General features: G+C 66.0%; 11 protein-coding genes. 4 read left to right on the forward strand and 7 right to left on the reverse strand.

Features of this window, described 5'->3' with window-relative positions:
* Positions 1–27 precede the first annotated feature (27 nt).
* The 3 genes from E4K65_RS07435 to E4K65_RS07445 form a co-directional block, all read right to left on the reverse strand.
* Entirely contained in the window at positions 28–876 is an 849-nt protein-coding gene (locus E4K65_RS07435) for a DUF1236 domain-containing protein (RefSeq protein ID WP_135173564.1), read from the reverse strand.
* A 208-nt stretch (positions 877–1,084) separates the two neighbouring features.
* The gene (locus E4K65_RS07440; RefSeq protein WP_027542582.1) at positions 1,085–1,852 is read right to left on the reverse strand and encodes a DsbA family protein; all 768 of its coding nucleotides are present in this window, start codon (positions 1,850–1,852) and stop codon (positions 1,085–1,087) included.
* A 94-nt stretch (positions 1,853–1,946) separates the two neighbouring features.
* Positions 1,947–3,347, reverse strand: a complete 1,401-nt coding sequence (locus E4K65_RS07445) for a M48 family metalloprotease (protein WP_135173565.1) — start codon at positions 3,345–3,347, stop codon at positions 1,947–1,949.
* A gap of 207 nt (positions 3,348–3,554) precedes the next feature.
* Here E4K65_RS07445 and E4K65_RS07450 point away from each other — a divergent pair, with 207 nt between their 5' ends.
* From E4K65_RS07450 to E4K65_RS07460, 3 genes are all read left to right on the forward strand, one after another.
* Complete coding sequence (locus E4K65_RS07450) at positions 3,555–4,742, forward strand: pyridoxal phosphate-dependent aminotransferase (RefSeq protein WP_135173566.1); 1,188 nt, start codon at positions 3,555–3,557, stop codon at positions 4,740–4,742.
* A gap of 90 nt (positions 4,743–4,832) precedes the next feature.
* Complete coding sequence (locus tag E4K65_RS07455) at positions 4,833–5,390, forward strand: biotin transporter BioY (RefSeq protein WP_135173790.1); 558 nt, start codon at positions 4,833–4,835, stop codon at positions 5,388–5,390.
* An 84-nt stretch (positions 5,391–5,474) separates the two neighbouring features.
* Positions 5,475–6,809: a dicarboxylate/amino acid:cation symporter gene (locus tag E4K65_RS07460; RefSeq protein ID WP_135173567.1), complete on the forward strand. Its 1,335-nt coding sequence runs from the start codon at positions 5,475–5,477 to the stop codon at positions 6,807–6,809.
* A gap of 105 nt (positions 6,810–6,914) precedes the next feature.
* Here E4K65_RS07460 and E4K65_RS07465 read toward each other — a convergent pair whose 3' ends face one another.
* The 3 genes from E4K65_RS07465 to E4K65_RS07475 are packed head-to-tail and all read right to left on the reverse strand — an operon-like array spanning position 6,915 to position 10,929.
* A complete protein-coding gene (locus E4K65_RS07465) occupies positions 6,915–8,147 on the reverse strand; it encodes an NAD(P)/FAD-dependent oxidoreductase (RefSeq protein ID WP_135173568.1) in 1,233 nt (410 codons plus the stop codon).
* Positions 8,148–8,163: 16 nt separating this feature from the next.
* Positions 8,164–9,387, reverse strand: coding sequence for an MFS transporter (locus E4K65_RS07470; protein WP_135173569.1), 1,224 nt, complete (start codon positions 9,385–9,387; stop codon positions 8,164–8,166).
* Between the two features lie 45 nt (positions 9,388–9,432).
* The gene (locus tag E4K65_RS07475; RefSeq protein WP_135173570.1) at positions 9,433–10,929 is read right to left on the reverse strand and encodes an amidase; all 1,497 of its coding nucleotides are present in this window, start codon (positions 10,927–10,929) and stop codon (positions 9,433–9,435) included.
* A gap of 208 nt (positions 10,930–11,137) precedes the next feature.
* On the opposite strand from E4K65_RS07475, the gene E4K65_RS07480 reads away from it, so the two are divergent.
* Positions 11,138–11,818: a helix-turn-helix domain-containing protein gene (locus E4K65_RS07480; protein ID WP_135173571.1), complete on the forward strand. Its 681-nt coding sequence runs from the start codon at positions 11,138–11,140 to the stop codon at positions 11,816–11,818.
* 68 nt (positions 11,819–11,886) lie between these two features.
* On the opposite strand, the gene E4K65_RS07485 is transcribed toward E4K65_RS07480, so the two are convergent.
* Positions 11,887–14,973 carry an Rne/Rng family ribonuclease gene (locus tag E4K65_RS07485; RefSeq protein ID WP_135173572.1) on the reverse strand — a complete coding sequence of 1,029 codons (3,087 nt, stop codon included), beginning with the start codon at positions 14,971–14,973 and terminating at the stop codon, positions 11,887–11,889.
* Between the last annotated feature and the right edge of the window lie 689 nt (positions 14,974–15,662).

A 15,662-nucleotide genomic window follows, 5' to 3' on the forward strand; every position in this document is an offset into this window, starting at 1 on the left:
GCCCCCTGAGGTTGCCGTCATCCGGCCTTAGACGTCGAGGACCGCGACGATCTCATAGGTGTTCGGATCGATGATCACGATCTGCTCGCGGACCAGCACGTAGCGGTAGCTGCGCCACTCCGGATAGATCGTCACGACGCGGGACGGCAGGGCGTGCAGTTCGATGCCCTCGCGCGGCACGCGGGTGCCGACCGAGATCGCGAAGTTCACGTTGGTCACGGGGGCCACGCGCTCCTCGCGGATCACCGACGTGATCTGGGTCCGCTGCTCGGTCGAGAGCTTGGCGGCGGCGCCGGCCTGGCCGACCGTCGTCGTTGAGGACGAGGTCGAGCTCTTGCCCTCGGCCTTCATGTCGGTCGAGGTGCCCGAGGCCGGACGGTTCTCGGCGTTGCTCTTGGTGGACGTGCCGGCCTTGTTGTCCTCCGCCTTCATGTCCTTGTGGTCCTTGGCGCCGGACTTGGTCGTATCCTGGCTCATGCTCTTGGACTTGTCCTGCTGCGACTTGTCCATCTGACCCTGCGCGCGTTCGTCGGTGCGCTGGCCCTTGGTCGCGCCGGCCTTGTCCTCAGCGGCGTTCTTGTGCATCGCGCCGCCCGAGCGCTCATCCTTCATTGCACCCGGCGACTTCTCCTCCGCGGCCGCACCCGGCTTCGCGGTGCTGGCGCCGCCAGCCTGACCGACGGTGCCCTTTTCCTTCGTCATGGAGTCCTTGCCCGTGGCGCCGCGCTCGGCCGCACCGCCCGACGGCTGTGTTTGCTGCGCGGGCTGCGCACCGGCGCCGCCGCTGTCGCGGTTCATGGTGCCCTGTGCGTTCGCCAGTCCGGTGCCGGCGACGAGTGCGAGCGCGGCAGCCGAGATCATAAAGCGGTTCAACATTGAATTTCTCCTCACGTGTCTATTTGCGTCATTGCCCGCGCCAACAACGAAAGGAGATATCGGTTGTTCCGGAACATCGGCGGTTCCGCGGCATTTGTTTGTTGAACGCCAGATGAATGATTGTGCCGGATCGCGCCACGGATTGACCCAGCAAAAAGGCCGGCTTTTCAGCCGGCCTCGTTGCATGCGTGAATTGTGAAGCGCGTGATCAGCAGGTCGCCTTGCCGCAGCGGGCAACGCCGATCTTCTCCTTGAGGCCTTCGAGGCCGATGGCGCCGATCACGATCTGCTTGCCGATCACGTAGCTCGGCGTGCCGTTCATGCCCATCGCCTCGGCGAGCTTGAAGTTCTCCTCGATGGTGGCGCGCACCTCGGGGCCGGCGAGATCCTTCTCGATTTTCGCGGTGTCGAGACCGGCCTCCTTGGCCGCTTGTAGCGCGCGCGCCTTGTCGGCCGCGCCGCGGCCGCCGAGCAGCTTCTGGTGGAAGTCGAGATATTTCTTGCCGGTGGGATCCTGCATGCGCACGGCGACGGCGACCTGGGCGGCCTCGACGGAGCCCTGGCTCAGCACCGGAAACTCCTTCAGCACGACCTTCAGCTTCGGATCACTCTTCATGAGGTCGAGCATGTCGGTCATCGCGCGTTTGCAGTAGCCGCAATTGTAGTCGAAGAACTCGACGAAGGTGACGTCGCCCTCCTTGTTGCCGAGCACGACCTGGCGCGGCGAGTTGAAGATCGCGTCCGCATTCTGCGCGATGCTGGCCTCGTGCTTCTGCGTTTCGGCCGCGGCCTGGCGCTTGCTGAGCTCGGTCATCGCCTCCTCGAGCACCTCGGGATGGGTGACGAGGTAGTTCTTGATGATCGCCTCGATGTCGGTGCGCTGGGCATCGGAGAAGCTGTCAGCCGACGCGGGCGCGGTTGCGCCGAACATGGCGAGCGCAAACAGCGCGGGAGCAAGCAGACGCAGCGAAGGCATAGGCAAATCCTCTTATCCAAAGCAGGTTTCGGAAAACGTCCCGGCGGACTTAAAGCTCGGTGTCGTGACGTCGTGGTGTCTGGCGTCGTTCTAGCTAGTTGCGCGGCGGCTTGGCCGCCACGATGTCGTCGGCCTTGACCCATCCGGGCGTGCCGATGGCGAAACGGGTTTTCGCGCGCGTGGCGAGCTCGCGGGCGGTCTTGTTGTCGCCGCGCAAGTAGGCGGCCTGCGCCGACGCGAGATCCGCCTCGGCATAATCTCCCTTCCGGCCATAGGCCATCGCGAGCTGGGTAAAGCCGATTGGCGCTTCGGGCTCCCGTGCCACCGCGGCGCGGAGAATCCGAACGGCGTCGTCGGTGTAGGCCTTATTATCGGTTCCAACCAGAGCCTGCCCAAGTAACATCTCGATGAGGGGCGCGTTGTTCGAGAGCGCGACAGCCTTGCGCAGGGGAGCGATCGCATCGGCGGGCTTGCCGCTCTCAAGCAAGGCCTGGCCGCGCACCTCGTAGAAGTACGGGTTGTTCGGCTGGACCTGGATCAGCGCGTCGATCTGGGCGAGCGCGCTGCGCAGATCGCCGTGCAGATAGGTGCTGATGGCGCGGGCGTAGCGCGCCGGCAGGCTGTCGTTGGTCTGGGGATAGCGACGGTACACGGTCTCGGGCCGCTCCATGAAGGCGGAGATCTTGGCGCGCACCATGTCGTGGCGGAGCTGGAGCGCGGGATCGTCCTTCTTGTCCCAATAGGGGCTGGAGCTTGCGAACTCCTGCAGCGCGGCGACACGCTCGGCCGGCATCGGGTGCGACTGCAGATAGGGATCGGCGCCGCGCGCGGCGAACAGGCTCTCGCTGGTGAAGCGCTTGAAGGTCTCGTACATGCCCTTCGGCGACTGCCCCGTCGCGGTCAGGAATTTCACGCCGGCACGGTCGGCATTCTCCTCCTGCTGGCGCTGGTAAGACAACAGCGTGCGGCGGATCATCTCCTGTGGACCGGCGAGGGCGGCCGCCCCCGCATTGGCGAGGCCGTTGTTGCCGGTGCTGCTGCGCTGGGTGCTGCCGGCGGCGATCGCGCCGGCGCCGAGCAGCATCGCGATGATCATCTGGGTTTGGGCGGCGGCGAGCTGCTCGCGCAGCTTCGACAGATGGCCGCCCGCCAGATGCCCGGTCTCATGCGCGAGCACCCCGATGATCTGGTTCGGCGTCTCCGATTGGAGGATCGCGCCGTAATTGACGAAGATGCGGCGGCCGTCCGCGACGAACGCGTTGAACGAGCCGTCGTTGATGATCACCATCTGGATGTTCTGCTTTTCCAGACCGGCGGCGCGCAGGATCGGGCGCGTATATTCGCGCAGCAACTGCTCGGTCTCGGTGTCGCGCAGGACCGGCGGGCCCTTCTGCTGCGCCCGTGCCGCCGGGAGCGGCAGCAAGGCGATCGCCGCGGCCGTGACGAGGGCGGTGAGGGCGGAGGTCTTTTTGCGCAATGCAATCTGGAGCAACATCAAGCGGTCTTGGTCAAACGGTGTTGGCAAGTAGTAGTCTTGGCAAGCAGTTTTGTGATTGGTTTTGGCGATTGGCGGCAGACCGGATACGCGATATGGCCTATGAGCCTTACCCCTTATGAGCCGTACAATGCGGCCAGTCTGGGGCGCAAGCGCCCCGTTCCCCGGACCGGACGGACCGGTCCGCCAGCGAAATAGCAGAAATCGATGCACGATGCGACATTGAGGAGCCGGTTGGGACAGTGGCTCGAGCCCTCCCGCCGTAGCGATGTTCCCCCGTTCATGGTCATGGACGTGATGGCCGCGGCGGCCCGAATCGAGGCCGCCGGGGGGCATGTCATCCATATGGAGGTCGGCCAGCCCGCGGCCGGCGCGCCGAAGACCGCGATTGCGGCCGCGCACGCGGCGCTCGAGGCGGGGCGGATCGACTATACCTCCGCGCTCGGCATCCCCTCCTTGCGTGAGCGGATCGCGCGGCACTATCGCGACGCCTATGGCTGTGAGGTCAGCGCCGAGCGGATCGTGGTGACGACGGGCTCCTCGGGCGGCTTCATCCTCGCCTTCCTGTCGATGTTCGAGCCTGGCGATCGCGTCGCCGTGACGGTGCCGGGCTATCCGCCGTACCGTCATATCCTCACCGCGCTCGGCTGCGAGCCGGTGCTGATCGAGACCACCAACGAGACACGCCACGCGCTCACCGGCGAGGCGCTGCTTGCCGCCCATCGCAAGGCGCCGCTGAAGGGTGTGCTGGTCGGCAGCCCCGCCAATCCGACGGGAACGATGATGTCCCGCGAGGCGCTGTCCGGCCTGATCGCGGCGGCCGAAGACGCCAAAATCCGCTTCATCTCGGACGAGATCTATCACGGGCTCGACTATGCGCTTCCGGCGGTGACGGCGGCGGCATTGTCGGACCACGCCCTCGTGATCAACTCGTTCTCGAAGTATTTTTGCATGACGGGCTGGCGCGTCGGCTGGATGGTCGTGCCGGAGATTCTGGTGCGGCCGATCGAGCGGCTGCAGCAGAACCTGTCGATCTCGGTGCCGTCGCTGTCGCAGATCGCGGCCGAGGCCGCCTTCGACGGCGCGGCCGAGATGGAGGAGATCAAGCACGGCTATCAGGAAAACCGGCGCATCCTGATCGAAGGATTGCCCAAGGCCGGCCTCACCAGGTTCCTGCCGGCCGACGGCGCCTTTTATCTCTATGCCGATGTATCGGACTTCACCTCCGACAGTTTCGAGTTCGCCAAGCAGATGCTGGAACAGGCGAATGTTGCGGCAACGCCCGGCCTCGATTTCGATCCCATCCATGGCCGCTCGTTCATCCGCTTCTCTTACGCGCGTTCGGCGGAAGAGATGCGGGAGGCAGTTGACCGGATAGCTCACTGGCTTAAATAGCCGCCAGTTTTCGCCCCACCTCCGGAGTTCACCTTGTCTGACCGATCCGTCCCGTCCGCTGCTGCACCGCATTCTCCTCTCGCCGCATTGATGTGGCCGACCCGGCCGGGTGAAACCGTGGGCGGCTTCCGCGCCTTCGTGCTGATCGCGCTCGGCACAGCGCTGCTGGCGCTGTCTGCCAAGGTGAACCTGCCGCTGCCTTACGTGCCCATGACGTTGCAGACGCTGGTGGTGCTGATGATCGGCGCCGCCTATGGCTGGCGCCTTGGCAGCGCAACCATGATCGCCTACCTCACCGAGGGCGCGCTCGGCCTGCCGGTATTCGCAGGTCCCGTGGGTGGAATTGCACCGCTCGTCGGCCCGACCGCGGGCTATCTGTTCGGTTTCATCGCTGCGGCCTTCGTGACCGGCTGGCTCGCCGAGCGCGGCTGGGATCGCAGCGTGGTGCTGCTGTTTGCCGCGATGGCCGTCGGCCACGTCGTCATCCTGGCCGCCGGGTTCGGCTGGCTGGCCTTTGGCCTCGGTCTTGGCGCGGGCAAGGCCTGGCAGGTCGGCCTTGCGCCGTTCATCGCGGCCTCGCTGGTCAAGAACGCGCTGGGCGCGACGCTGATGCCGGCGGTACGCCGGATCGTCGATCGCCGCGGGTAAAGCGCGCCATTCCGAGCAGTTCCAATTGACAGGGCCGGCCAAGTTGATCTTGGCTGGCTCGGCGTTTTGAGGGGGAGTGAAACAATGACAACGACAACGATGGCGGGAGCGCCAGTCGCGCCGGCCGCAGCCAAGCCGTGGTACAAGGTTCTCTACGTCCAGGTGCTGATCGCCATTGTGCTCGGCGCCATCGTCGGCTGGCTTTGGCCGACGGTTGCCACCAATGACTGGATCAAGGCGCTCGGCGACGGCTTCATCAAGCTGATCAAGATGGTGATCGCCCCGATCATCTTCTGCACCGTGGTCTCGGGCATCGCCCATATCCAGGACGCCAAGAAGGTCGGGCGCATCGGCGTCAAAGCGCTGGTCTATTTCGAGGTCGTCTCCACCTTCGCCCTGGTGATCGGTTTGCTCGTCGGCAACATCGTGCGGCCGGGCGCGGGCTTCGGCAATGCAGCGGCGAACGCACAGGCGGTCGCGGGCTTCGCCAAGCAGGCGGAAGCGCAGAGGAGCGTCGACTTTGTCCTGCACATCATCCCGGACACAGTGGTCGGCGCGTTTGCGCAGGGCGAGATCCTGCAGGTGCTGCTGTTCTCGGTGCTGTTCGGCTTCGCCATCATGGGACTCGGCGAGCGCGGCCACACGATCCGCTCGTTCATCGACGATGCCGCGCATGCGGTGTTCGGTGTCATCTCCATCGTGATGCGCGCGGCGCCGATCGGTGCGTTCGGTGCGATGGCCTACACCATCGGCAAGTTCGGCACCGGGGCGATCCTCAATCTGATCGGGCTGATCGCCACCTTCTACCTGACCGCGGCACTGTTCGTGTTCGTCGTGCTCGGCATCATCGCGCGGGTGGCGGGGTTCTCGATCTTCAAGTTCCTGGCCTACATCAAGGATGAGCTGCTGATCGTGCTCGGCACCTCGTCCTCGGAAAGCGCGCTGCCATCCCTGATGGAGAAGCTGGAGCGGCTCGGCTGCTCCAAGTCGGTGGTCGGCCTCGTGGTGCCCACGGGTTATTCGTTCAACCTCGACGGCACCAACATCTACATGACGCTGGCGACGCTGTTCATCGCCCAGGCGCTCGGCTTCGATCTCTCCTTCAGCCAGCAGATCACGATCCTGATCGTGGCGATGCTGACCTCTAAGGGCGCGTCGGGCATCACGGGAGCGGGCTTCATCACGCTGGCGGCGACCCTGGCCGTGGTCGACCCGCGGCTGGTGCCGGGCATGGCGATCGTGCTCGGCATCGACAAGTTCATGAGCGAATGCCGCGCGCTGACCAATCTGTGCGGCAACGGCGTGGCCTGCGTGATCGTGGCCTGGTGGGAAGGTGAACTCGATCGCGACAAGCTCAACGCCAATCTCGCCAAGCAGATCGATCCGACCGACCTGGAAACGGCGATCACGACGGACTGATCTGCCGATTGCCTGCTGCGGCGCAATGCGCCTGAAGTAACAGGGCTGGTCGAGATCCTCGATCAGCCCTTTTTCTTGCGGTGCCAGCCGAGCAAGCGGTGAAGTCTAGAACCGCTCCGGCCGGTACGGCGTCGGATCGATCGCCGGCGTCTCGCCGCTCATCATCTCGGCGAGCAGGCGCCCGGTCGCGGGGCCCAGCGTAAAGCCCTGGTGGCCGTGGCCGAAATTCATCCAGAGGCCCGGGTGACGCGGGGCGGGGCCGAGCACCGGCAGCATGTCGGGCGTGCAGGGGCGGGTGCCGAACCACGGGTCGGGCTCGACGCGTTTGCCGAGATCGATCAGCTCGCGTGCGGAGGCTTCAGCGCTGGCGAGTTGCACGGGTGTTGCGAGCGCATCCGGACCCGTCAGCTCGGCGCCGGTGGTGATGCGGATGCCCTTGGCCATCGGGCCCATGGCATAGCCGCCGCCCTTGTCGATAAGCGGCAGATCGAGCGAGGCGCCGCCACTGTAATGCATGTGGTAGCCGCGCTTGCGCACCAGCGGGATGCGATAGCCGAATTTGTACAACAGATCGGGCGACCATGGTCCGAGTGTCACGACGGCATGGGCGGCATCGATGCGCCCCTGATCGGTGTCGACCGACCAGCCGCTCGCGGTCTGCCGCAGCGACTGCGCATCACCGAGCACGATCCTGCCGCCGAGGCGCTCGAACAGCTCGGCATAGGCTGTTACCAGCGCGCCGGGATCGGACACGGTCCAGGTGTCGAGCCAATGGATCGCGCCCGGAAGATCGTCGCGCAGGACCGGCTCGGCCTTGGCGAGCTCGCTGCCCGAGAGCACACGAAAGTTCACGCCGAACTCGTGCTGGTCTTCCTCGGCGGCCTTGATCGAGAGATCCAGTGAAGCGGCGTCGCGATACAGCGCCCGGTAACCGGCGCGACGGATCAGATTGTCGGCATGGGCCTCGCGAATGAGAATGTCGTGCTCCGCTGTCGCATAGGCGATCAGTTGGGCCCAGGCGTCGATCGCCTCACGATGCCGCTTCGGCGCCGAATGCCACCAGTAGCGGAGCAGGGGCTCGATATGGAGATGCAGCGACGACAGGCTGTAGCGCACGTCGTTGGTGCGCCCGGTCGCGATCTTCAGGAGCGAGGCGAGGTCGCGCGGCATCGGATAGGGGCGGACGGCTTCCGCCTGGATCATCCCGGCATTGCCGTAGCTGGTCTCGCGGCCCGGCTCCCTGCGGTCGACCAGCGTGACGGACCAGCCGCGCTGCTGGAGGTGCAGCGCCGCGCTCACGCCGATCATGCCGCCGCCGAGAACGATCGCGCTTTGCATGGGCAGAATGCTCCTGTCAGGCCGGTTGCGGTGCGAGCCTCGGCTGGGCCGTGCTGATGGTTGTCGCGACCACGACGGACAACGCCGTCATCGCCACCAGGAAACCGAAGGCGGCGTCGAACGATCCGGTTCCGGTCACGATGAAGCCGATGGCGACGGGGGCGACGAAGCCCGCGCTCTGACCGCCGAGATTGACCATGCCGACGCCGGATCCGATCTGGTCGTCGCGGAGCAGTTTGGTCGGAAGCGCGACCACCGCGGCCAGCACGAAGGACTTGAAGAAGTAGACCAGCGACTGGAAGACGATCAGCACCATGATCGTCTCCGCCTTGTACATGGCGTAGAGGAAGATGCCGGTCAATGCGGAGCTGCCGATCAGCAGATATTTTTCGCGCTCGGAGAAGAACGTCGTCATCACCCAGCCGCCGATCGCGGTCGCGATCGTCGCCATCACGAACGGGATCGGCGCCACCACGCCGACGGTCTTGAGGTCGAGCCCGCGGTGCTGGAGCAGATAGAGCGGCATCCAGGAATCCAGCCCCTTGTTGACGCAGCTGAGGCCGAACCACACCACCATCAACTGCCACAGCAGCGGATTCTTCATGAGTTCGCGCATCGGTGCGCGGTTCTCGGGCTTGGCCGGTGCGCCTGCATCGGCCTTGCCCGGGCGTCCCAGATAGGGGACGAAGACGAAATAGACCACCGCGAAGACGATGCCCGCGATGCCGATGGCGTTGAAGGCATGGCGCCAGCCGAGCCAGAGGATCAGCGGCGCCATGATCAGCGGCGCGACCATGCTGCCGGCATAGTTCGAGGACAGCAGCAGCGCCGACATCTTCGGCCGGCTATCCTTCTTGAACACTTCGGAGATGCCGCGGATGCTCGCCGGCGGAAAGCCGCCCTCGGCGATGCCGAAGATGAAGCGGATCGCGATCAGCGAGGTCAGCGACCAGGCGATGCTCGTGAACGCCGTGAACAGCGACCACATCACGATGGTGACGATCACGACATATTTCGAGCCGAAGCGGTCGGAGAGCCATCCGCCCGGCACCTGCATCGCGGCGTAGCCGAGGAAGAACGCGCTGATGACGATGCCGAGATCGGCGGCCTGGAGATTGAAGTCCTTACCGATCTGCGCCAGCGCCAGCGAGATTGCCGCGCGGTCGATGTAGGAGATGCAGTAGGCGATGTAGAGCAGGACGAAGGCGATGACGCTGGTCTTCCTCGGCAGTTCCGTCATGCTCATCTCCGTTGCGCGGGCGGTGCAGCCAGGACCGGTGTCGGCTCATTCCCAGGTGAGGAAACCGGGCGCGGCCGACAGTGGCGGTGCTACGGCGAGCCGTGCCAGGTCGGGTACCGGCCGGCACAATTGCGCATCGCTTGCGAACGCGGCCTCGATGCTTGCGGCGACCGAGAGCACGATCGCGTCGCCGCCGCGCGGGCCGACGATCTGAAGGCCGAACGGCAGGCCGGCTTCATCAAGGCCGAGCGGAATGCTGATCGCGGGGTGGCCGGGAAGCGTGACGGCATAGGCGAGCGCGAGCCAGTGAAAATAGGATTTGGTCGGCACGCCGTCGATCTCGGCGGGATAGAGTTCCGACCAGGGGCGCGGGCTCAGCGTAATGGTCGGGCTTATCAGCACGTCGCAAGTCTCAAAGAAGGTCTGGTAGGCACGATAGATCCGCGTCTGCGTCGTTGCGGCGCGCCCATGGTCCTCGAGCGTGTAGCTCAGGCCTTCCTCGACATTGGCGCGGACATTCGGGCCGAGCATTTCGGGGCGCTCTTTGTAATTCTTGCCGTGCATCGCCAGGAACAAGCCGGCGCGCAGGACCGCGAACGCGTCGTCGGCGCCGGAGCAATCCGGCGTCGCCTCGCGGCAGTCGGCGAACAGCGGCGCAAGCTTGCTCACGCGATCGCGGAACACGCGGCGGATGGCCTGCTCGGTCGGGGCGAAGCCAAAATCCTCCGTGACGGCGAGGCGCAGCTTGCCAAGGTCCGCGGGACGCGGTGCGGCCCAGCGTTCGGCGCGACCGCGCACGGGCTCGCCGGGCAGCGTATAGGCCAAGGGATCGCGGACATCGTCGCTCGCCATCACCGACAGCATCAGCGCGGTGTCGGCGACATTGCGTGCCATCGGTCCGTCGGTCGACAGGTTCGACCAGCCGAAGGCGCGCTTCTCGCTGGCCACGAGACCGTAGGACGGACGCATGCCGACGATGCCGGAGAAGCCGGCCGGATTGCGCAAGGAGCCGCCGGTGTCCGAGCCCGAGGCGAGCGGGGCCATGCCGCAGGCGAGCGCCACCGCCGAACCGCCGGAGGAGCCGGCCGCCGAGCGCATGGGATCGAAGGGATTGCCGGTCGCGCCGAACACGGGATTGCGGGTGTTGCCGCCGGCCGCCCATTCCGGCGTGTTGGTCTTGCCGAAGATGATGGCGCCGGCTGCGCGCAGCCGCGCGACCGAGCCCTGGTCGGCGACCGGGACATTGTCGCGCAACAGGGGGCTGCCATAGGTGGAGCGCAGCCCGGCGGTGTCCTGGGTGTCCTTGATCAGGACCGGAAGGCCGTGCAGCGCGCCGCGATCCTCGCCGCGCAGGATGGCGGCTTCGGCTGCCTCTGCCGCCATGCGCGCGCGGGGCTCGTCCAATGTCACGACGGCATTGACGGCAGGATTGATGGTGGCGATGCGCGACAGGCAGGCGTCCAGCAGCTCGACGGGTGAGATCGCCCGCGCGGCCAGCAGGCGGCGCAGCTCAACGGCGCTGGAATCGCAAAGTCCGGACAATGCCAGTCCCTTTCAGATTATGAAAACGATTTAGCATATCGGAAAGTGAGGGAGGCGCACCAATAATCGTCAACCCGGGGCGTTTCATGCACAAATGCTGGCACTGCTGCCCAACGGGCCGCCAAATGGGCTGCTCAAGGGGTGTCTTGGCCGAAAAGATTAGACGGATAGGCCAACAATTTTTCCATCGCCGTGATAGGGTTGCTGCATGAGCGAGATAACGACGCCCGAAGGTGCCAATTCCCAGCTCGGCCAATGCCTCAAGGCGGCCCGCCAGGCCCGCGGCCTTACGCTCAAGCAGGTGGCGGAGCGGACCGGCATGGCGCTCTCGACCCTCTCGAAGGTCGAGAATGGCCTGATGTCACTGACCTACGACAAGCTGCTCCAGCTCACCTCGGGCCTGAAGATGGAGATCGCCGAGCTGTTCAATCCGGCGGTCGCGGCGCCTGTGCAGGGCCGGCCGGTCACCGCGCGGCGGAGCATCAGCCGGGCCGGGCAGGGGCAGGTGATCACCACCAGGTTCTACACCTACACCTATCAGTGCACCGATCTGATCGGCAAACGCATGGTGCCGATCGTGGCCGAGGTTCGTGCGCGCTCGCTGGAGGAGTTCGGCCCGCTGCTGCGCCATGGCGGCGAGGAATATTTCCTGGTGACGAGCGGACGCGTCGCCGTCCACACCGAGTTCTACGCGCCTGAGATCCTCGGTGAGGGCGACGGCATCTATCTCGACAGCACCATGGGCCACGCCTACCTCAACGCCGGCGAGGCAGCTACCGCAAAAGGCGTCTGCCTGTGCACCAGCGAGGCGCCCGATCTCTACGACCAACTGCGCCAGATCGCCTCGCGCGACGTGGCGCCGCTCGGTGATGACGAACTGCCGCCATAGCGGTTCGGCGAGCTGTGAAACGAAAAACGCCCGGCCTAGCCGGGCGTTTTTTTATTCTGTGTCCGACTTTACTCGCCGCCGCCGAAGCGGCGGGACCACCAGCCGGCGCGGCGCGGGGCGGCCGGCGTCTCGCTTGCCGGTTCCGGTGCGGGCGCAGGTGCCGGCGCGGGCGGCGCGACTGGTTCGGTCGCCTGCACAACCGGTACTGCGGGCTCGCCCGGGCTGCTCGACAGGAAGCTCACCTTTTCCCGGACCGTGGAGCGACGCCGCGCGGCCTTGTCGTCGGCGGGCTCTTCTTCTGCGGTTGCGACGGCAGGAGCTGGCTCCGGCTGGGCCGGCGCCTCTGCCTGCATGTCGGCACGCGGCTCTGGCTGGGTGACTTGCGGCTCGGCGGTGTGCTCGGCCTGCGCGATCGAGGGTGCAGCCTCGCCGCCGAAGCCGTCGAAATCGGCCACCGCTTCGACAGCTTCCGATGGTGACTGGGTGCCGAGTTCGTCGCCGATGGAGCCGGCAAGACCTTCCTCGCCGCCCCCACGCCGACGGCGTCCGCCGCGGCGACCACGCCGGCGTCGGCGCTCGCCGCCGCCCTGCTGCTCGCCACGGACTGCCTGTTCCTCGCCTTCCTCGCCGTCCTGCTCGGACTCGGCGTCCTCATCGCCTTCGCCGGCAGCCACGGCCGACTCGGGAAGAGCGGGGGCGCCATCCTCGCGCAGCTCGCCGTCGCGCTGGCCACCGCGGCCGCGCCGGCGACGGCGGCGCTTGCGGCGCTGACCGTCCTGCTCGGGGGCTGCCTCGCCGGCAGCCTGCTCTTCGGTGAGACCTTCGGTCTCCTCGGACTCGATCTCGGATTCCAGCTCCGGATCGAACTCCTCGTCGTCATAGGCCTCTTCAAGCACCGGCGGCGGGCTTGCCGCGGCCTGGGCCGCGAGCAGCGCCTTGGCGGCTTCGAGCGTATGCACCTGCTCGCCGCGATCGATGAGGTAGGCCTGCGGTCCGCTGACGCTCGGGTCGGCGATGACCGCCAGGGTAACCTTGAAGCCGTTCTCGAGGTCGCGCAGATGGCCGCGCTTGTGGTTCAGCACGTAGAGCGCGACGTCGGTGCGGGTGCGGACCACGAGATTGTGGGTCGCGCCCTTCATCAGGATCTCTTCGAGGCCGCGCAGAAGCTGGAGCGCAACCGAGGACACCGAGCGGACATGGCCGGTGCCGCCGCAGTGCGGGCAGGGATCGGTCGAGGATTCCAGCACGCTGGCACGGATGCGCTGGCGCGACATCTCGAGCAGGCCGAAATGCGAGATGCGTCCGACCTGGATGCGCGCGCGGTCCTGCCGCAGGCAGTCGGACAGCTTGCGCTCGACCGCACGGTTGTTGCGCTTCTCGTCCATGTCGATGAAGTCGATGACGATCAGGCCGGCGAGGTCGCGCAGGCGGAGCTGGCGGGCGACCTCTTCGGCCGCCTCCAGATTGGTCTTGAGCGCGGTGTCCTCGATATGGTGCTCGCGCGTCGAGCGGCCGGAGTTGACGTCGATCGAGACCAGCGCCTCGGTCTGGTTGATCACGATGTAGCCGCCGGAGCGCAGCTGCACGGTCGGCGAGAACATCGCGTCCAGCTGGCTTTCGACGCCCATCCGCGAGAACAGCGGCTGGCCGTCGCGATACTGCTTCACCGCGCTGACATTGGCGGGCATCAGCATCTTCATGAAGTCGCGTGCTTCACGGTAGCCGGATTCGCCGGCAACCGAGATCTCGTCGATCTCCTTGTTGTAGAGGTCGCGCAGCGAGCGCTTGATCAGCGAGCCTTCCTCGTAGACGAGGGTCGGGGCCTGCGACTTCAGCGTCAGGTCGCGCACCGTCTCCCACATCCGGATCAAATATTCGAAGTCACGCTTGATCTCGGGCTTGGTGCGGGCGGCGCCGGCGGTGCGCAGGATGATGCCCATGCCCTCGGGCACGTCGAGATCCTGCACCACTTCCTTCAGACGCGAGCGGTCCTGGGCGCTGGTGATCTTGCGGCTGATGCCGCCGCCGCGCGCGGTGTTCGGCATCAAGACGGCGTAGCGGCCGGCGAGCGAGAGATAGGTCGTCAGCGCCGCACCCTTGTTGCCGCGCTCTTCCTTGACGACCTGCACCAGCATCACCTGGCGGCGCTTGATGACTTCCTGGATCTTGTACTGGCGGCGCGGACGGAAGGTGCGCTCCGGCACTTCCTCCATCACATCGTCGCCGCCAACGGATTCGACGACTTCCTCTTCGGCTTCCTCGCCGTCGTCATCGTCGTCGTCGTCGTCGTCAGTCGCCGCTTCAGCGTCGTGATGCGGAGCTTCCGTGCTTTCGCCGGCAGCGTACACGGCATCGGCCGGTTCCGCGGCGGCGGTTACGGCTTCGGCCAGAGCTTCTGCGTGCGCTTCGGAGGTCGCCTCCTGCGGTTCGGCAGCGACCACGGGTTCGGCGCCAACGGCCGCGACAGGCGCGGGCGTTTCGTCGGCATGGTCATGGTCGTGATGATCGTGGCCGCCGTCATGACCATGGTCGTCATGATCGTGAGCGTGATCGTGATGATGGTCGTCGTGCCCGTGTTCATGGTGATCATGATCGTGATGATCATGTTCGTTGTGATCATGGGCATCGTGCTCGCCGTGATGCTCCGCGTCGGCGTGCAGATGCTCGCCCTCATGCGGACCGCCTTCGGCGTTGGCGGCGCTCGGCCCGCCATCGACCGGCTGGGCCGCGGGATCGGCGCCGGCGTCGAGGCCTTCGACGATGTCGCTGCGGACCCGTTCGCCATGACCGCGGCGGCGGGCATTACGGTGACGCGAGCGGCGGCGGCCGTGCGAGCGGTTCTCGCTCTCTTCCTCGGCCTCGCGATGGGCCTGTTCCTCGGCCTCAATCAGCGCCTGCCGGTCGGCAACCGGGATCTGGTAGTAGTCGGGATGGATTTCGCTGAAGGCGAGGAAGCCGTGGCGGTTGCCGCCATATTCGACGAAGGCGGCCTGGAGCGAGGGTTCGACCCTAGTGACCTTGGCGAGGTAGATATTCCCGCGCAGTTGCTTGCGTTGCGCGGTCTCGAAATCAAACTCTTCGACGCGATTGCCGCGGACCACGACGACCCGGGTCTCCTCCGGGTGGGTGGCATCGATCAACATCTTGTTGGGCATGTCTTAACTCTTGGCGGCGGCGGGCGCGATACACCGTGGGCGCGTATCGCGCCGCCGGGTGACGCGACGGTCCACCTGATTCGGGGGTGAGGGGAAGGCCGAAACGCCGTCTCTCGCGCCTTGCCGGACCGGAAGCTTCAGGACCACGGCGGCGCGCGGGATTATCACTCCGCAGCGTCGCGAATGATCCTTCAGAATTCGTCGGCACAGTCTGGCGCATCAAGCGTCGGCCCGTATGAAACATTGGGCGGCGAGGCCGCCCCTCAATCAGTTGCTGCTGGCCAGGCATGGCGCGAGCGCGCTCGCCTTGGGGATCACGAACCGCTCCCTTGGGATCAAGGGACCGGGCAATGGGTTATGTCGCTGTCCGAACCGCCCCGGAAACGTGGTATCCGGGAACCGTCCGCCGCCGGAGCTTGGCCCGTTCCACCTCGCTGCCGCGCACCGCGCTGGTCTTAGAGGAGAACGGAAAACGCTGGAATTCCCAAACCTTGAGAGTTCCGGCGCTGCACCGGGAGGCTGAATGCGACACAACCGGAAATATCGGCCGTCAGCATTCCGTACATACGAGGAATGGGCCATCCGTGCAAGGGAGCGTCGCACGGCGGTCACAGTCAGCGAGTTTCGCGTTTCTGTCATTAAGGATCGATTAACCCTGTGGTTCTATTGCGTTAAAAGAGCTGCTCGGA

The sequence above is a fragment of the Bradyrhizobium niftali genome (assembly GCF_004571025.1).
Taxonomy (GTDB): domain Bacteria; phylum Pseudomonadota; class Alphaproteobacteria; order Rhizobiales; family Xanthobacteraceae; genus Bradyrhizobium; species Bradyrhizobium niftali.

Bases quoted from the DNA above. Each gene is read 5' to 3' on its own strand.
- E4K65_RS07435 (WP_135173564.1), bottom strand. From the start codon at position 876: ATGTTGAACCGCTTTATGATCTCGGCTGCCGCGCTCGCACTCGTCGCC.
- E4K65_RS07455 (WP_135173790.1), top strand. From the start codon at position 4,833: ATGTGGCCGACCCGGCCGGGTGAAACCGTGGGCGGCTTCCGCGCCTTC.
- E4K65_RS07485 (WP_135173572.1), bottom strand. From the start codon at position 14,973: ATGCCCAACAAGATGTTGATCGATGCCACCCACCCGGAGGAGACCCGG.
- E4K65_RS07445 (WP_135173565.1), bottom strand. From the start codon at position 3,347: ATGTTGCTCCAGATTGCATTGCGCAAAAAGACCTCCGCCCTCACCGCC.
- E4K65_RS07450 (WP_135173566.1), top strand. From the start codon at position 3,555: ATGCACGATGCGACATTGAGGAGCCGGTTGGGACAGTGGCTCGAGCCC.
- E4K65_RS07465 (WP_135173568.1), bottom strand. From the start codon at position 8,147: ATGCAAAGCGCGATCGTTCTCGGCGGCGGCATGATCGGCGTGAGCGCG.
- E4K65_RS07480 (WP_135173571.1), top strand. From the start codon at position 11,138: ATGAGCGAGATAACGACGCCCGAAGGTGCCAATTCCCAGCTCGGCCAA.
- E4K65_RS07460 (WP_135173567.1), top strand. From the start codon at position 5,475: ATGACAACGACAACGATGGCGGGAGCGCCAGTCGCGCCGGCCGCAGCC.
- E4K65_RS07440 (WP_027542582.1), bottom strand. From the start codon at position 1,852: ATGCCTTCGCTGCGTCTGCTTGCTCCCGCGCTGTTTGCGCTCGCCATG.
- E4K65_RS07470 (WP_135173569.1), bottom strand. From the start codon at position 9,387: ATGACGGAACTGCCGAGGAAGACCAGCGTCATCGCCTTCGTCCTGCTC.